This is a genomic window from Verticiella sediminum (genome assembly GCF_007558815.1).
Lineage (GTDB): Bacteria > Pseudomonadota > Gammaproteobacteria > Burkholderiales > Burkholderiaceae_B > Verticiella > Verticiella sediminum.
This window is the reverse complement of the sequence record NZ_VLTJ01000002.1, coordinates 50,894-66,166: the sequence shown is the minus strand read 5'-3', so window position 1 is coordinate 66,166 and position 15,273 is coordinate 50,894. Positions and strand designations below refer to the sequence as shown.

12 protein-coding genes are annotated in these 15,273 nt (G+C 69.2%); 2 read left to right on the top strand and 10 right to left on the bottom strand.

All coding sequences use genetic code 11. The annotated features are described in order from the left end of the window. Positions 1-28 precede the first annotated feature (28 nt). The 10 genes from FOZ76_RS00970 to FOZ76_RS00925 are packed head-to-tail and all read right to left on the bottom strand — an operon-like array spanning position 29 to position 12,684. Entirely contained in the window at positions 29-1,231 is a 1,203-nt protein-coding gene (locus tag FOZ76_RS00970; RefSeq protein ID WP_143946253.1) for an FAD-dependent monooxygenase, read from the bottom strand. Further along, the gene (locus tag FOZ76_RS00965) at positions 1,228-2,253 is read right to left on the bottom strand and encodes a tripartite tricarboxylate transporter substrate binding protein (protein ID WP_143946252.1); all 1,026 of its coding nucleotides are present in this window, start codon (positions 2,251-2,253) and stop codon (positions 1,228-1,230) included. Before FOZ76_RS00965 ends, FOZ76_RS00970 begins: the two co-directional genes overlap by 4 nt. Before the next feature lie 47 nt (positions 2,254-2,300). Next, on the bottom strand, positions 2,301-3,851 hold the full coding sequence (locus FOZ76_RS00960) for an AMP-binding protein (RefSeq protein WP_143946251.1): 1,551 nt from the start codon (positions 3,849-3,851) through the stop codon (positions 2,301-2,303). Beyond that, positions 3,848-5,104 (bottom strand): FAD-dependent monooxygenase, encoded by a 1,257-nt coding sequence (locus FOZ76_RS00955; RefSeq protein WP_143946250.1) that lies wholly within the window; start codon positions 5,102-5,104, stop codon positions 3,848-3,850. The genes FOZ76_RS00960 and FOZ76_RS00955 overlap by 4 nt, the downstream gene beginning before the upstream one ends. Then, positions 5,101-5,517, bottom strand: coding sequence for a PaaI family thioesterase (locus FOZ76_RS00950; protein WP_143946249.1), 417 nt, complete (start codon positions 5,515-5,517; stop codon positions 5,101-5,103). Before FOZ76_RS00950 ends, FOZ76_RS00955 begins: the two co-directional genes overlap by 4 nt. A 27-nt stretch (positions 5,518-5,544) precedes the next feature. Further along, positions 5,545-7,665 (bottom strand): 3-hydroxyacyl-CoA dehydrogenase NAD-binding domain-containing protein, encoded by a 2,121-nt coding sequence (locus FOZ76_RS00945; RefSeq protein ID WP_143946248.1) that lies wholly within the window; start codon positions 7,663-7,665, stop codon positions 5,545-5,547. A gap of 37 nt (positions 7,666-7,702) precedes the next feature. Beyond that, positions 7,703-8,911 carry an acetyl-CoA C-acetyltransferase gene (locus tag FOZ76_RS00940; RefSeq protein WP_342781853.1) on the bottom strand — a complete coding sequence of 403 codons (1,209 nt, stop codon included), beginning with the start codon at positions 8,909-8,911 and terminating at the stop codon, positions 7,703-7,705. Between the two features lie 39 nt (positions 8,912-8,950). After that, positions 8,951-10,108: an acyl-CoA dehydrogenase family protein gene (locus FOZ76_RS00935; RefSeq protein ID WP_143946246.1), complete on the bottom strand. Its 1,158-nt coding sequence runs from the start codon at positions 10,106-10,108 to the stop codon at positions 8,951-8,953. Continuing rightward, positions 10,105-11,637 carry a class I adenylate-forming enzyme family protein gene (locus FOZ76_RS00930; protein ID WP_143946245.1) on the bottom strand — a complete coding sequence of 511 codons (1,533 nt, stop codon included), beginning with the start codon at positions 11,635-11,637 and terminating at the stop codon, positions 10,105-10,107. The genes FOZ76_RS00935 and FOZ76_RS00930 overlap by 4 nt, the downstream gene beginning before the upstream one ends. A gap of 45 nt (positions 11,638-11,682) precedes the next feature. After that, positions 11,683-12,684: a Bug family tripartite tricarboxylate transporter substrate binding protein gene (locus FOZ76_RS00925; RefSeq protein ID WP_143946244.1), complete on the bottom strand. Its 1,002-nt coding sequence runs from the start codon at positions 12,682-12,684 to the stop codon at positions 11,683-11,685. Between the two features lie 418 nt (positions 12,685-13,102). On the opposite strand from FOZ76_RS00925, the gene FOZ76_RS00920 reads away from it, so the two are divergent. Beyond that, positions 13,103-13,789, top strand: coding sequence for a TetR/AcrR family transcriptional regulator (locus FOZ76_RS00920; protein WP_170235242.1), 687 nt, complete (start codon positions 13,103-13,105; stop codon positions 13,787-13,789). A gap of 355 nt (positions 13,790-14,144) precedes the next feature. Further along, positions 14,145-15,200: a threonine aldolase family protein gene (locus tag FOZ76_RS00915; protein WP_143946242.1), complete on the top strand. Its 1,056-nt coding sequence runs from the start codon at positions 14,145-14,147 to the stop codon at positions 15,198-15,200. The last annotated feature ends 73 nt before the right edge of the window (positions 15,201-15,273 follow it).

Below are 15,273 nucleotides of genomic sequence, written 5' to 3'. Positions count from 1 at the left end.
TGGGGTGGTGTGCAAGGCGCAGAGAGGGTCAGTCGGTGCGGCGTGGCGCGGTCGCATCGAAGCCATAGAGGCCCTGGCCCTTGCGCAATTGATCGTCGCGCGAGAAGCGGCTGCGCAGAAACAGCCTGGCATTGCGGCGCCAGGCGTCCAGTGCGCCGCTGCGATGCATGGACTCGCCCTGTGCGCGCGCCGCCAGTTGCAGCCGGGAGGTGCGCCCGACCCGCGCGCTCTCGTAGCGGCGCAGGGCCTGGGCCGTGTCGGCCTGGGTGGCGAGCGCGTCCGCCAGGACGCAGGCGTCCTCGATCGCCATGACCGCGCCTTGCGCGAGAAACGGCAGCATCGGGTGCGCCGCGTCGCCCAGCAGGGTGATGCGGCCGCGGCCCCAGGCGCTCAGCGGATCGCGATCGTACAAGGCCCAGCGATTGCACTGCCCGGCGCGGCCGAGCACGTCGAGCAACGATCGGTTCCAGCCGCGAAAGCAGTCGACCAGCTCGGCCACCTGCGCAGGCTGCGTCCAGGACTCGTCGGTCCATCGGTCGGTTTCGTACACCGCCACGATATTCAGGAGCCGCGCGGAACGGACGAAGTAATGCACGACGTGGCCACCGGGCCCCATCCAGATGGTGGCGTCGCGCTCGACACGGCGGCGCAGCGCGTCGTCGGCGGGCACCAGGGCGCGGAAGGCGACGTTGCCGGTGAAGCGCGGCGCCTGGTCTGCATGGAGCGCGCGCCGGACCACCGAGTGGATGCCGTCGGCACCGATGACTGCGTCGAATCGCTCGGCACCCGACGCGGTGCGCACCAGCGCGCCCTCTCCGTCGTCCTCGACGCTCAGCACGGCGCAGCCGGTGCGCAGCGTGGCGCCCACGGCCGCCTGTCCAAGCATGGCGAGCAGGTCCGCCCGGTGCACGTGGTAATAGGGCGCGCCATAGGCGCGCTCGAAATCGCCGTCGATGCCGGTGCTCGAGACGACCAGGCCCGTCTTCCAGTCGCGCATCGTGAGGCGGCGGGGTCGTACGCCCGCAAGCTCGAGTGCCTCGCCCAGGCCGACGGTACGCAGCACCTTGACCCCGTTGGGGCTGATCTGCAGGCCGGCGCCGATCTCGCCCAGCGCGGTGGCCTGCTCGAACACCTCGACCTGGAATCCGCGACGCACGAGCAGGGCTGCCGCGCACAGTCCCCCGATGCCGGCACCGACGACGGCGATGCGGCGTGCTTGCGCTGTGCTCATGGCTCGCGGGCGAAGCCGTACTTGGTGAGGAGAGCGCGTTCCTCGACGGCGGCGCGCGCGGCGAACTCGGTGTATTCGGCTGCGTCCTTGTAGCGGCTGCCCTGGCCGGCGCGGGCCAGCGCGATCTTCACCTCGGGTGTGTCCAGGCTCTTGCGGAACGCGTCCTGGACGGTCTGCACGACCGCGGCCGGCAGCCCCTTGGGGCCGCCGAGACCCCAGGGCGAGTCGATCGACATGCGATAGCCGAGCTCCCTGGTGGTCGGCACATCGCTCCATTTGGGCGATCGCTCCTCGCTGGCCACCGCCAATAGCCGGGCCTTGCCGGCATCCACCAGCGGGCCGAAGCCGCCGCTGCCGTCCACGGTGAAGTCGACATCCCCGGACAGCAGGGCGAGCGCGGTGTCGGCGCTGCCCTTGTAGGGAATAGCGTGCCACTTGATGCGTTCCTGCCCGGTGATCTCCTCGACCAGCAGGTGTGCGCTGTTGCCCAGCCCGGCAGGCACGCCGTAGTTCACTTTGCCCGGGTCGGCGCGGCCATGGGCCAGCAGGTCGGCCCAGGTCTGGAACGGCGAGTCCGCGCGCACCACGATACCGAAGGGAACATGCGAGAGGCACACGATGTAGGTGATGTCCGCTATCGGGTCATAGGCCACCGTTTCCGTCACCGGCGCCCTGAACACGCCCATGGTGATGAGGCCCAGCGTATAGCCGTCGGGCGTGGCGTTCTTCATCTGCACGATGCTCACGGTGCCGCCTGCTCCCGGCTTGTTCTCGACGATCACGGACTGACCGAGGAAGGGCTCGGCGTTCTTCGCCATGACCCGGAAGACCACGTCGATCGAACCGCCGGCGGGGAATCCGAGCAGGACGCGAACCGGCCGGGCGGGCCACTGGGGCTGGGCGAGGACGCGGCGAGGCGCGAGGGCGGGCAGCCCGCCCGCCGCCGCGCCGGCGATGGCTCCGAGCAGCGTGCGGCGACGCCGCGATGCGGGCGGTGAGTCGTTCGGGGTTGGTTCGCTCATGGCTTGTCTCCGATGTGGTTGTTGTGGGCGGGAGCGGAAGCTGATGATCAGATGCGGCGCGAGTGCCCCGCCCAATAGGGATCGGACAGCCGCCGCTTGTAGATCTTGCCGTTGTCCTGGCGAGGCAGGGACGATTCGAAGCGCAGGATGGCGGGCACCTTGAAGCGCGGAAGCATGCGTTCAAGTTCGGCGCGGATGGCCTCGGGCGTGAGCGCCGCGCCAGGTTCGAGTTCGATGTGCGCGGCCAGCGTCTCGCCCCACTCCTCGTGCGGCACACCGAAGACCGCGCAGTCGCGCACGCCGGCGATCTCGATCAGCACGGCCTCGATCTCGGCCGGGTAGATGTTCACGCCGCCCGAGATCACCATGTCCTTGACGCGGTCGCAGATGAAGACGAAGCCGTCGGCGTCGACGTAGCCGACGTCGCCGGTGGCGATCAATCCGCCTTCGCGCTCCAGTTCAAGGCGCTCCTGCGTCCGGTTGCGATAAGTGAAATCGGGATAGGTGCTGTTGCGGCAGCAGATCTCGCCGATTTCGCCCGGCGGCAGCGGCCGTCCCCGGGCGTCATGGACTTCCAGGCGCACGGTCTCCTGCTTGCGTCCGACGGTGCCGGGACGCTCGCGACTGTCGGCCGGTCCGGCGACCGTCACCGGACCGGTCTCGGTCGTGCCATAGAACTCGTAGATCACCTCGCCCAGCCAGTCCATCATCGCGGCCTTGACCGCCGCCGGACAGGGCGCCGCGGTATGCACGATGTGGCGCACGCTCGACAGGTCGTAGCGCCGCCGCACCTCGGCCGGCAGCCTGAGCATGCGGACGAACATGGTGGGCACCATGAAGAGGTGCGAGATGCGCTCGCGCTCGATCAGCTCCAGGAGTTCCTCGGCGTCGAACTTCGAGCGCATCAGCACCGTGCCGCTTTCGCGGGTCGCGGCGTAGGCGGCGCGCCAGTACGCGCCGGGGCCGCCGTGATAGAGCGGGCCGACGATGGCGGCGTTCATGCCCGGCCGCGTGCCGAAAGCGTGATGCAGCGTGCGCAGGTTGCCCTGCTGCGCCTGCAGGTCGGTATAGGGTTCGCGCTGCACGCCCTTGGGTTTGCCGGTGGTGCCGGAGGTGTAGATGATCGCGCCGCGCGGCCGTGTGCTGCTTCGTTCGAGCGGCTGCTGCGCGGCGAGCCAGTCCGACCAGTCGCGCCATTCCGCCTTCATCGGCGGGCTCGGCGGCACGCCATGTCGCCGGGCGATCGCTTGCGGCGTGGGGACGGCGATGACTCTGCGGCCGGCCAGGCAGTCGGCGGGCAGCGCCCCGAGCAGGTCGGTGTGGCCCACGAGCAGGCGCGCGCCGCAATCGTCCAGGATGTAGCGGATCTCGTCGGCCTTGCCGTGCCAGTTGAGGGGAACGGAATAGACGCCTGCGGCGTCGGCGCCGATCATGGCCTGGGCCAGCGGCGCATCGTTGCGCAGCAGCAAGGCGACCGACTCGCCCTCGGCCAGCCCTTCGGCGCGCAGGCCGCCGGCGAACCGGCGTACCCCGTCGTCGAATTCCGAACGGGTAAGCTCACCGCTCTCGCTACGGAAGAAGTGCGTCATGTCGGTCATGGGGCGCTGGCGGGATGGGCGACGCCGATGGTGGGGACGGCGATGTCGCGCGCGACCTGCGTCACGTCGTGCGCATAGATCCATTCGGCCTGGTGCGAGGTGGCGGCCGGGTCGCGCAAGGCCTGGAGCTTGAAGCCCAGGTTGCGGCGGAACCTGGCCCACGACGAGGCGAGGTGGACGGTCTTGCCGCGCGCCCGGGCGCCCAGTTGGATGCGCGCGGTGCGGCCGCGCCTCTCGGACTCGTAGGCGGACAGGGCGGCGACGGGATCGGCGGGCGATGCCGAGAGCCAGGCTGCGAGCGCGAATGCGTCCTCGATCGCCTGTGCCGCGCCTTGCGCGAGGAAGGGCAGCATCGGATGGGCGGCGTCGCCCAGCAGCGTGACCCGCCCCCGGCTCCAGAAGGGCAGGGGTTCGCGGTCGAACAGGCCCCAGCGAAACAGCTCTCCCGCCCGATCGAACAAGACCTGCAGCCGCGGATGCCAGCCTGCGAACGCGCGCTTGAGATCGGCCACGCTGCTCGGCTCGGTCCACGACTCCGAGGTCCATACGCGGGTCTCGAGCACCGCGACGAAGTTGACGAGCTCGCCACCACGCACGTAGTAGTGCACCACGTGCCCGTGCGGCCCGAGCCAGTTCGAGGCCGTCGGTGGCACCAGCCCTTCAGGCAGATCCCCGGCGGCGACCATGCCGCGCCAGCACATGTTGCCGGTGAAGCGCGGCGAGGCTTCGCCGTGCAGATGGCGACGCACCGCCGAATGGATGCCGTCGGCGCCGACGACCACGTCGGCCGCCAGTTCTGTGCCGTCGGCCAGCCTGGCGAGCACGCGGTCGCCTTCTTCGCGCAAGGACTCGACGCGCGCGCCGAGGCGCAGCGTAGCTGCCGGCACGCGCGAGGCGAGCAGGCGGTGCAGGTCGGCACGGTGGATATGGAAGTAGGGCGCGCCGTACTTTGCCTCGTAGACGCCGCGGATGGGTGTGCGATAGAGCGCCTTGCCGGACCTCCAGTCCCAGCCGGTGAACGCCTCGGGCGCAAAGGCGACGTCGCGCAGTTCCTCCTCCAGGCCGAGTGCGCGCAACACCTTGACGGCGTTCGGACTGAGCTGCACGCCCGCGCCGATCTCGCCGATGCTGGCGGTCTGTTCGCACACGACGACGTCCCAACCCTGACGGACCAGCAGCGCGGCCAGTGCGAGGCCGCCGATGCCGGCCCCGGCAACCAGCACGCGCGGCGGGGATGCGGCGGTCGCGCTCATGCCGGCAGCCCGAAGGTGGCGACAGCGGACGCGACTTCCTTGCCGGACCCGGCCAGCACGATGTCCACCCGCGCGAAGGCCAGCGTCTTGCCCGAGCGTATCAACTGGGCCCGCGCGAGAAGATCCTCGCCGCCCGCGCCGCGCAGGTAGGTCACGTGCAGATCCACCGTGGCCACCGGCCGCCGCCCGCGCCCGTCCATCCAGACGGCGAAGCACATCGACGTGTCGGCCAGGGCGGCGAGCGCCTGGCCCGAAAAAATGCCGCCTTCCCGGCATGCCATGTCCGAGTACGGCATGCGCAGCGTGGCGTGCCCGTCTTCCAGCTTTTCGACGGTCAGGTTCAGGCCGCGCACGCAGCCGGGCATGGTGTCGGCCAGCACGTGTGCGGCCGTATCGAGCGTGAAGGGAGTCATGCTGGGGCGTCCTCGTGGTCGGGCGCGTCAGTGCGCGTGGAAGGTGGCGCCGGCGGCGGCGCGCTCGCGCAGCGACGGGGGCGGGACGAAACGCTCGCCGTGGCGAGCGGCCAGACCCTCGCACTGGCGGACGAACTCGGCGAGGCCGACGTCGTCGACATGGGCCAGCACCCCGCCGCGCCAGGCCGGATAGCTCCAGCCCAGCACCGAGGCGAGGTCGATCTCCAGCGGGTCCTGCGTGATGCCTTCATCCATCGCGTGGAGGGTCTCGAGCGACTGCACATGCAACAGGCGTTGCACCACCGCCTCCACGGCGGGCTGTTCCTTCAGCGGAGGGAAGAGACCATCCAGCCCTGGCCAGAGCGCCTTGCCTGACCCGGGGTAGTCGTAGACCCCGCCCGCGCCCTTGCGTCCGACCCGACCCGCGGCGACCAGGCGCTGCGCGGCCCGCAGGGCAGGCATCGACTCGCGCGCGGTGCCGCGTCCCTCGCGCGCGAGGCTGCCGATGATGTCGGCCAGCAGGTCGTAGGATGTGAGATCGGCCATCGCGAGCGGGCCGATGGGCATGCCCGCGGCCAGTGCGGCGTTGTCGATGAGCGCGGGGGATACGCCTTCATGCAGCATGGTGAGCGCCTCGCGGGTATAGGCGCCGACCACCCGCGAGGTGTAGAAGCCCGGCCCGTCGTTGACCACGATAGGGGTCTTGCCCAGGCGCTTGAGGAAGTCGAGCGCCTGGGCGTGCGTGCGCGGCGAGGTGTCGCGGCCCAGGATCACCTCGACCAGCGCCATCCGGTCCACGGGAGCGAAGAAGTGCAACCCGATGAAGCGCCCGGGATCGGCCAGCGGCGCGGCGAGCGATGTGATGGACAGGGTGGAGGTGTTCGACGCGATGATGGCCTGTGGGCCGGCCGCCTGCGCGATGCGTGCGAACACCTCGCCCTTGATCCCGGCGGATTCGACCACGGCCTCGACGACCAGCTCGCAGCCGGCCAGCGCGGCCATGTCGGCGCCGGGATGGATGCGTTGCAGAATCTCGTCGCGCGAGTTCGCGTCCATCAGGCCGCGCTGGAGCGCGCCGTCGAGGGTCTTGGCGATGCGCGCCTTGCCGCGCGCGGCGGCTTCGTCGTCCGCGTCGATGAGCACCGTCTCCAGGCCGGCCCGGGCGCAGACCAGGGCGATGCCGCCGCCCATCAGGCCGGCGCCCACCACGCCCACGCGTCGCGGCTCGAAGGCGGGCTCGCCGGCCGGCCGGCGCGTCTGCTTCCGGGCGGCGCCGGCGGCAATGAACTGTGTGCGGATGCGGTTCTTGGCCGACGGGGATGCCGCGACCAGGCCAAAGTAGCGCGACTCGATGGCCAGCCCCGCGTCGATGCCGCGCTCCAGCCCCTGGGCCAGCACATGCAGCAGGGCGCCCGGGGCGAGATCCTCGGGCGGCGACTTGCGGCGCAGCGCCGGCCAGGCATAGAAGAAGAACCACCGACCCTCGCGCGACTGCGGTTCGAAATCCCGGTAGCGAAAGCCCTTGACGTCCCAGGGTTGCCGCGCCTCGGGGTGCTCGAGCACCCAACGGCGCGCGGCTTCCAGCAGGTTCTCGGCAGGCACGACTGCGTCAACCAGGCCGAGCGCGCGCGCGGCGGCCACGTCCACCGGCTTGCCGTCCTGCATCATGCGGGTGGCGGCCTTGATGCCGATCAGGCGCGGCAGGCGCTGAGTGCCGCCCGCGCCCGGGATCAGACCCAGCGTGGATTCGGGCAGGCCCAGGCGCAGGCGAGCGTCCTCGGCGGCCACGCGATGATGGCAGGCCAGCGCCACCTCCAGGCCGCCGCCCAGCGCCGAACCGTTGAGCGCAGCGACGAACGGCTTGCCGCTGCGCTCCATGCGCCGCAGGCAGGCGCCGACCTCGCGCACGTTGGCGATCGCCGCCTGCGGCGTGCGGGCGGCGTAGACGGCGTCGATGTCGCCGCCGGCCAGAAAGTCGCGCTTGGCCGAGCCGATCACCGCACCCTTGACGGCAGGGTCGGCGATGGCGCGGTCGACCGCGGCCACGAAAGCCGCCATCGACGCGGCGTTCTTGATGTTGACGGGGCCGTCGGGGTTGTTCCAGACGATGTAGGCGACGCCCTCGGCGTCGGTGGAATAGTCGATCACGGTACTGGCTTCTCTATGGCTGTATTCGGGAGCGGCTTCAGACGCGCTCGATGAGGGTGGCCACGGCCATGCCGAGGCCGGTGCACATCACGATGAGCGCGCGCTCGAGATCGCGCCGCTCCAGTTCGTCCAGCGCGGTACCGACCAGCATGCCGCCGGTGGCGCCCACCGGGTGGCCGAGCGCGATCGCGCCGCCGGCGACGTTGATCCGGTCGTGCGGCACGCCGAGGTGGCGCATGAAGTGCAGCGGCACGGCGGCGAAGGCCTCGTTCACCTCGAAGAGGTCGATGTCGTTCACCGTCAGCCCGGCTCGGGCCAGGCATCGCCGCGCCGCGGGCACGGTGGCGGTAAGCATGATGCAGGGGTCGTCGGCGGCGCTGGCGGTGGCGATGATGCGCGCCCGCGGCCGCAAGCCCAGGGTGCCGGCGGCAGCGCGATCGCCGACCAGCACGGCGGAAGCGCCGTCGGCGATGCCCGACGAGTTGCCGGCGTGGTGGACGTGGTCGATGCGATCGACCTGCGGATAGCGCAGGCGCACGGTGGCGTCGAAGCCCATTTTTTCGCCGCTTTCGACGAAGGAGGCGGCCAGCTTGCCCAGGCTCTGCGGCGTAGTGTCGGCGCGCACCAGTTCGTCGCACTCGAGCAGGGTCTCCCCCAGGCGATCGTGGACCGCCACCAGCGAGCGCTCGAACGCGCCGGCGGCCTGCGCCTGCGCGGCGCGCTGGTGGGATGCTGCGGCAAAGGCATCGACGTCAGCCCGCGAGAACCCCTCCAGCGTGGCGATCAGATCGGCGGCCACGCCTTGCGGCGTCTGCATGACGCGATCGTTGAAGAAGACATCGCTCACGGACGGCCCGCCGGTGCCCACCAGCATCGGCACGAGCGAGTTCATCTCCACGCCGCCGGCGACCACGCACCCGGCCTGCCCGCTCATGACCTTGGCGGCCGCGGCGTTGACCGCGTCCAATGCCGAGCCGCAGAAGCGCGCCACCATGAAGCCCGGGACCTTGTCTCCCCATCCGGCTTCGAGCACGGCCGAGCGGGCCAGGTTGGCGCCCTGGTCGTCCACCGCTTCCACGCAGCCGAAGATGACTTCGTCCACGGCCGTGGGATCGAATCCGCCACGCTCGGGCAGGGCACGCAGCACGGTGGCGCCCAGTTCCAGCGGCGAAACCGTGTGCAGGGCTCCGTTGGGCTTGCCGCGGCCGCGGGGAGTGCGCAACGCGTCGTAGATGAATGCTTCCAAGATGGCCTTCCTTGTCGTATCGAGTCGTGCGAACGGAACTCAGCGGCGCGGCCAGAGGGTGCGCGCGATGATTTCCTTCATGATTTCGGAGCTGCCGCCGGCGATGCGCTCCACGCGCGCGTCGGCGTACACGCGCGAAACCGGGTATTCGGTCATGTAGCCCCAGCCGCCGTGCACCTGCAGGCAGGTGTCGGCCGCGCGGCCCAGGGCCTCGGACACCCACAGCTTGGCGGCCGCCGCGCTCGAGGCGTCGAGCGCACCGTCGACGTATTCCTGGAGCAGACGGTCGACCAGCGCGCGGCCGGCGATCAGATCGGCCTTGACCGCGCCGAGCACAAAGCGGGTGTTCTGCAGCTCGCTCAGCGGCTGACCGAAGACTTTGCGATCGGCGGCGTAGGCGACGGTGTCGCGCAGCACGGCTTCGGCGCGCGCCTGGCAGCTCACGCAGATGGTCAGGCGTTCGCGTGCGAGACCCTTCATCAGGTAGCGAAAGCCCTGGCCCTGCTCGCCCAGCAGGGCGCCGGCCGGCAGGGCGACGTCGTCGAAGAAGATCTCGGAGGTGTCCTGCGCGTGATGGCCGAGCTTGTCCAGATTGCGGCCGCGCCGCACGCCGGGCAGGGCGGCGTCCACCAGGAACAGCGAGATCGCCTCGTCGCCCGCGATCCTGGCCGCGACGATGAAGAGATCAGCGAGTTGCCCGTTGGAGATGAATACCTTCTGCCCCGACAGGCGAAAGCCCTCGCCGTCGCGCCGGGCCTGCGCCTGCATGGCGTGCAGGTCGCTGCCGGCCGACGGCTCCGTCATGGCGATGCCCGCGATGCTGCGACCGCTCACCAGGTTCGGCAGCCACGCGTCCTTCTGCGCGTCGGAGCCGAAGTTGACCAGGTAGGGCACCGCCATCTCGGAGTGGATGGCGAAACCGGGGCCGGGCGCATGCGCGTAGGCCAGCTCCTCGAGCACCACGGCGCTGTAGAGGTAGTCGCCGCCGGCGCCGCCCCATGGCTCGGGCGCCGTGGGGCAGAGCAGGCCCATGTCGCCCGCCTTGCGCCACAGTTCGCGCGGCACCACGCCGGCGCGTTCCCATGCCTGGTGGTGGGGCGCGATCTCCTGCGCCACGAAGCGGCGCACCTGGTCACGGAACGCGTCATGCTCGGGCGAGAACACGCGGCGGGGCAGGGTGAGGATGTCGTCGTTCATGCGTTCGTCCTTTGTGCCAACCATTGCTCGCGCAGCAGGTTCTTCTGCACCTTGCCGACCGCCGAAAGCGGCAGCGGGATGCCCCGGATGTCGTAGCTGCGGGGCGCCTTGTAGCCGGCGATGCGCGCGCGGCAGTACGCATCGAGTTCGGCGGCGTCGATAGCCTGGCCTTCGCGCGCAACGACGACGGCATGCACCCGCTCGCCCCAGTGGTCGTCCGGCAGGCCGATGACCGCGCACTCGGCGACGCCGGGATGCGAGGCCAGCACGTTCTCGACTTCGGCGCAGTAGATGTTCTCGCCGCCGCTGATGATCATGTCCTTGAGGCGGTCCACGACCTGGATGAAGCCTTCCTCATCCATGCGGCCGGCGTCGCCCGAGCGGAGCCAGCCGCCCGCCAACGCGGCCGCCGTCTGCTCCGGGGACTTCCAGTAGCCGCGCATCACGGTGGCGCCGCGTACCTGGATCTCGCCGATCTGCCCGGCTTCGAGTGGCTGGTCGGTGCCGGGGGCGGCGATGCGGATCTCGAAGCCGGCGATGGGCTGGCCCACCGAGTCGAGCTTGCCGGCGAGCGGGCCTTCGAGAGTGTGGCGTTCGGCGGGCAGCATCACGCTGGCGCCGCAGGACTCGGTCATGCCGTAGAACTGCTGGATCCGAGCATGGGGAAAGGCCTGGAGCAGTCGCGCGAGCAGCGCCTGCGAGACGGGCGCGGCGCCATAAGAGACGGAGCGGACCTGCGCGAGCAAGCGGTCGTCACGCTCCGGCGCATCGAGCACCGCGGCCAGCATGGTCGGCACGAGCTGCAGATGTGTCACGCCGTCGCTCGTCAGCCGCTCGTAGAACGCCGCCGTGCTGAACTTCGCGAGAAAGCTGTGCCCCCCCGCCCCCATGGTCACGCCCATGCCGATGCCGAAGTCGGCCAGATGAAAGAGGGGCGCGGCATGCAGATAGACCGACGCCGGCCCATGCAGCAGGTCGCGCTGCATGTTCGTCGCGGCGAAGGCGAAGTTGCGGTGCGTCAGTTCGACGCCCTTGGGCCGGCCTGTGGTCCCGCCGGTGTAGAAGATGCCCGCCAGGGTCTCCAGCTCGCCGCAGGCGTCGTCCAGCGGTGCGTGCGCGCAGGCCCGCGCATAGCCGGCATCGTCGAGCACCAGTGTGTCGCGCAGGCCGGCAAGCTCGTCGGACGCGCGGGCCGCCACGTGCGCGAAGTGCTCGTCGGTCACCAGCAGCCGCGCTGCGGAATGCTCGAGGATGTAGCGTATCTCCTCGAACGCCAGACGCGTGTTGAGCGGCACCAGTACGGACCCGGCCCACCACGCGGCCAGCAGCAGCTCGAAGTGGCGAGGCGAGTTCTGGGCCAGCGTGGCGACCTGGACGCCGGGCCCTGCGCCCATCGTTCGCAGCGCTCCGGCCAGGGCCGCGATACGGCCGGCGGTCACGCGCCAGGTGCGTCGTTCGCCGCCGCTGGCGATGGCCAGGCCATGAGGCCGAATCGTTGCGGCGCGACGCACTGCCTGAGTCAGCATCATGCGTTCGTGTCCTTGCTGCGGATGGGTGTCATGCAGCGTCTCGCCTCATTGCAGGTGCACGCCGGCGGCGCCGATCATCCGGCCCGCGTTCTCGCTGTCGCGCTTGACCAACGCCTGGAATTCCGGGGTGGTCATGCGTCCGGCCTCCTGGCCGAAGTCGTTCAATTTGGCCACCAGTTCCGGCGTCTGCACCGCGGCCTGGATGTCGCTGCCCAGTTTCTCGATGATCGGCGTCGGCACGCCCTTGGCCGCGAACACGCCGATCCAGGCCGGCGTCTCGAAGCCCGGCACCCCGACTTCCGCGAGGGTCGGCACGTCCGGCACGAAGCGGTAGCGCTTGTCTCCCGTCACCGCGAGCGGCACCAGGCGTCCGGCTTCGATGTACTGCCTGACTGTGCCCAGATTCGACAGTGCGATCGCGACTTCCCCGGACAAGGCAGCCTGCACCGCGGGTGCCGTGCCCTTGTAGGGCACATGGATCATCTCGACGCCTGCGGCCTTGTTGATTTCCACCAGCACGAGATGCGAGTTGGAGCCGATGCCGTAGGAACCGAAGGCGAACTTTCCCGGTTGCTTGCGCGCGGCCTCCACCAGCTCGCCGAAGCTCTTCACACCCGAGCCGGGGTTGGTGACGAGCACCAGTTGCTCAGTCGTGATCGCGGCCACCGGGACGAAGTCGCTGCTCGGGTCGAACGGAACCTTCTCCTGCGGCAGCAGATAGGGCAGTTGCGTCGTCAGCGAGATGGTGGCGAGGAAGGTGCTGCCGTCGCGTGGCGCATTCAGCACGGCGTTCGCCGCGAGAATGGTGTTGGCCCCGGGCTTGTTGTCGACGATGGCCGTCACGCCGCCCCAGGCAGCACGAAGCTGTTCGGTCATGAGCCGAGTGGCGATGTCGGCACCGCCGCCCGGCGCGAAGGGGACCACGAAGCGCACCGGGTGGCTCGGCCAGGCAGCCTCTCTGGCGTGAGCCAGCCGTTCGATGCCCGCGCTGCAAAACAGGCCCGCGGCCAACGTTCCTCGGATGAAATCGCGCCGGTGCATGGTCATTGTGTCTCCTTTCTCGTGGTGGTTCCTGCTTGATCGGGGGCATCGCCGGGCGATGAGCGGACTCGACCGGATGCCTCCCCAAGCGTCCGGTATGACCGGCTAACAAATCTGAATTACGGTTCATATGCCTGGCGACGCGTTTTCGCGTTGACGTGGCCCAACTCGTCGAGCCTCTTCGAAACCTGCGGGAGCACGCCACAGACCATAGTTCCTTCATGTCTTCCTAGCCAGAGTGGCTTGTTGTCGGAGGACAGTTCTTCTCACGAGGAATGATTAGACGCTCGTCGCACGTAAAAGTAAATTATGATTTAGTTATGGGAAACCCTAGGTGTCGATGTCTCCTGTCCATGGAAGGAAATATGCGTCTGAATGCGCCGACGCAGGCATAATCTGGGTAAAACTGAATCCAGGAATTGGTATGGACGTTGATTCTCCTTCCCCAGTGCGCAAGCGCGCCAGGCACAAAGGCGACGCCACCCGCGAAGCGGTGAAGCAGGCAGCCAAGCGGGCGATCGCGATCGACGGGTTTGCCGCGGTGAAGATCGCGGACATCATGGCGCAGGCCGAGCGTTCCCCCGGCGCGTTCTATCTCTACTTCAGGAGCAAGGAGGCGCTGCTGCATGAACTCCTGGAGGAGTTCCGCCAACGGCTCAAGCAGGAGGTGAACCGGCCGGCCGACACCGAGGACCCGCTGGAGAATCTGACCAGCCGCTTGGCGGCTTTCTGGAAGATCTATCGGGAGGACTGGCCCATTGCCACGGCCGCATTCCAGATGTCGATGGTCGACCAGCAGTTCGCACGGGCCTGGCGCAGCGTGCGCCAGCAAGGCATCCGTGGGCTGTCGACGATGATTCAGCTCGCGCAGCGGCAGGGCTACAGCCCCGGTATCGACACCGAACTGGCAGCGTCCGCGCTATGTTCGATGCTCGAGTACACCTGCTACAACTGGACCGCCAAGGGCGGCGATTTTCCTGAACGATTCATCGACGACGAGACCGCGCTGAAGGTGCTCACGCAATTGTTCGTTCATGCCGTCGGATGGCAGCCGTTGAGCAACAGCAACGTATCCTACGACGCTGCGCGGGCACTGATCGCAGCGCGGTAGCGTGTTCCCCGCGCATGCGGGGATGAACCGTAGTGCTGGGCGTACTCGATGAAAAGCGCGTCAGTGTTCCCCGCGCATGCGGGGATGAACCGTCGCAGACCGCGACTCGCAAGAGCGGTCATCCGTGCCCTCGCGCAAGCGCAGACGATCCACCCCGCAAACCCGCCCATCGCACCACGCCGGTGCTAAAGTAACCCTCGCATCCAGAGTCCGCGCCCCTGCGCCGACGCCAACCTGCAACCGAGCAAGGTGGTATCTCCGATCCCGGAGGATGTGGCCTGCCTGCAACCAACGGTTTCCCGCCACGAGCCAGCGCTTCCCGGGTGCCCGACGAACCTGCACACAAGGAACCCGCATGGCCGCATCCGATCCCTATCCCGCCCAGCAATTCGCCAGCGACAACTACGCAGGCATCTGCCCGGAAGCCTGGGCCAGCATGCTGGAGGCCAATCAAGGCCATGCGCCGGCCTACGGTAACGACCTCTGGACGCAGCGCGCGTCGGATGCGCTGCGCAGCTTGTTCGAGACCGACTGCGAGGTGTTCTTCGCGTTCAACGGGACGGCGGCGAACTCGCTTGCGCTGGCGGCGCTCTGCCAGTCGTATCACAGCGTGATCTGCTCGTCGCTCTCGCATGTGGAAACCGACGAGTGCGGCGCGCCGGAATTCTTCTCCAACGGCTCCAAGCTGCTGGTGGCGTCGGCGCCCGACGGCAAGCTGACGCCGCAGGCGATACGCGCGCTGGCGTGCAGCCGCAGCGATATTCACTTCCCCAAGCCGCGCGTGGTGACGATCACGCAGCCCACCGAGACCGGGCTGGTGTATTCGCTCGAGCAAACGCGGGCCATCGCTGCGGTGTGCCGGGAGCTGGGGCTGAAGCTGCACATGGATGGGTCGCGCTTTGCGCACGCATGCGCGACGCTGGGCTGCGCGCCTGCGGACCTGACCTGGCGCGCCGGCGTCGATGTTCTCTGCTTTGGTGGCACAAAGAACGGGATGGCCGTGGGAGAAGCGGTGGTCTTCTTCGATCGGGCCTTGGCCGAGGATTTCGACTATCGCTGCAAGCAGGCCGGCCAGCTCGCCTCCAAGATGCGATTCCTGTCGGCGCCGTGGGTGGGGCTGCTGGCGTCCGGCGCTTGGCTGCGACATGCCAGGCACGCAAATGCATGCGCCGCGCGGCTGGCCGCGCAGGTACGGGGGCTAGCAGGCGTCGAGTTGATGTTCCCGGTCCAGGCCAATGGGGTGTTCCTGCGTGCGCCCGTCGAGGTGCTGCAGGGCCTCACCGCCAAGGGTTGGGGGTTCTACACCTTCATTGGCGGCGGGGCGCGCTTCATGTTTGCCTGGGACGCCGATCCGGTGTGGGTGGATGCGCTGGCGCGGGACATCAGGGAGCTGGCAAGCGGCGTAGCCTGAGCCAGGTCCTTCGGCTGCCCGGCACGCAGAAGCCGGCCTGCCCGCGGGACAGGGGTGTGGGCGTAGATGGAAT

Bases quoted from the DNA above. Each gene is read 5' to 3' on its own strand.
- FOZ76_RS00920 (WP_170235242.1), top strand. From the start codon at position 13,103: ATGGACGTTGATTCTCCTTCCCCAGTGCGCAAGCGCGCCAGGCACAAA.
- FOZ76_RS00965 (WP_143946252.1), bottom strand. From the start codon at position 2,253: ATGAGCGAACCAACCCCGAACGACTCACCGCCCGCATCGCGGCGTCGC.
- FOZ76_RS00955 (WP_143946250.1), bottom strand. From the start codon at position 5,104: ATGAGCGCGACCGCCGCATCCCCGCCGCGCGTGCTGGTTGCCGGGGCC.
- FOZ76_RS00960 (WP_143946251.1), bottom strand. From the start codon at position 3,851: ATGACCGACATGACGCACTTCTTCCGTAGCGAGAGCGGTGAGCTTACC.
- FOZ76_RS00970 (WP_143946253.1), bottom strand. From the start codon at position 1,231: ATGAGCACAGCGCAAGCACGCCGCATCGCCGTCGTCGGTGCCGGCATC.
- FOZ76_RS00930 (WP_143946245.1), bottom strand. From the start codon at position 11,637: ATGATGCTGACTCAGGCAGTGCGTCGCGCCGCAACGATTCGGCCTCAT.
- FOZ76_RS00915 (WP_143946242.1), top strand. From the start codon at position 14,145: ATGGCCGCATCCGATCCCTATCCCGCCCAGCAATTCGCCAGCGACAAC.
- FOZ76_RS00925 (WP_143946244.1), bottom strand. From the start codon at position 12,684: ATGACCATGCACCGGCGCGATTTCATCCGAGGAACGTTGGCCGCGGGC.
- FOZ76_RS00935 (WP_143946246.1), bottom strand. From the start codon at position 10,108: ATGAACGACGACATCCTCACCCTGCCCCGCCGCGTGTTCTCGCCCGAG.
- FOZ76_RS00950 (WP_143946249.1), bottom strand. From the start codon at position 5,517: ATGACTCCCTTCACGCTCGATACGGCCGCACACGTGCTGGCCGACACC.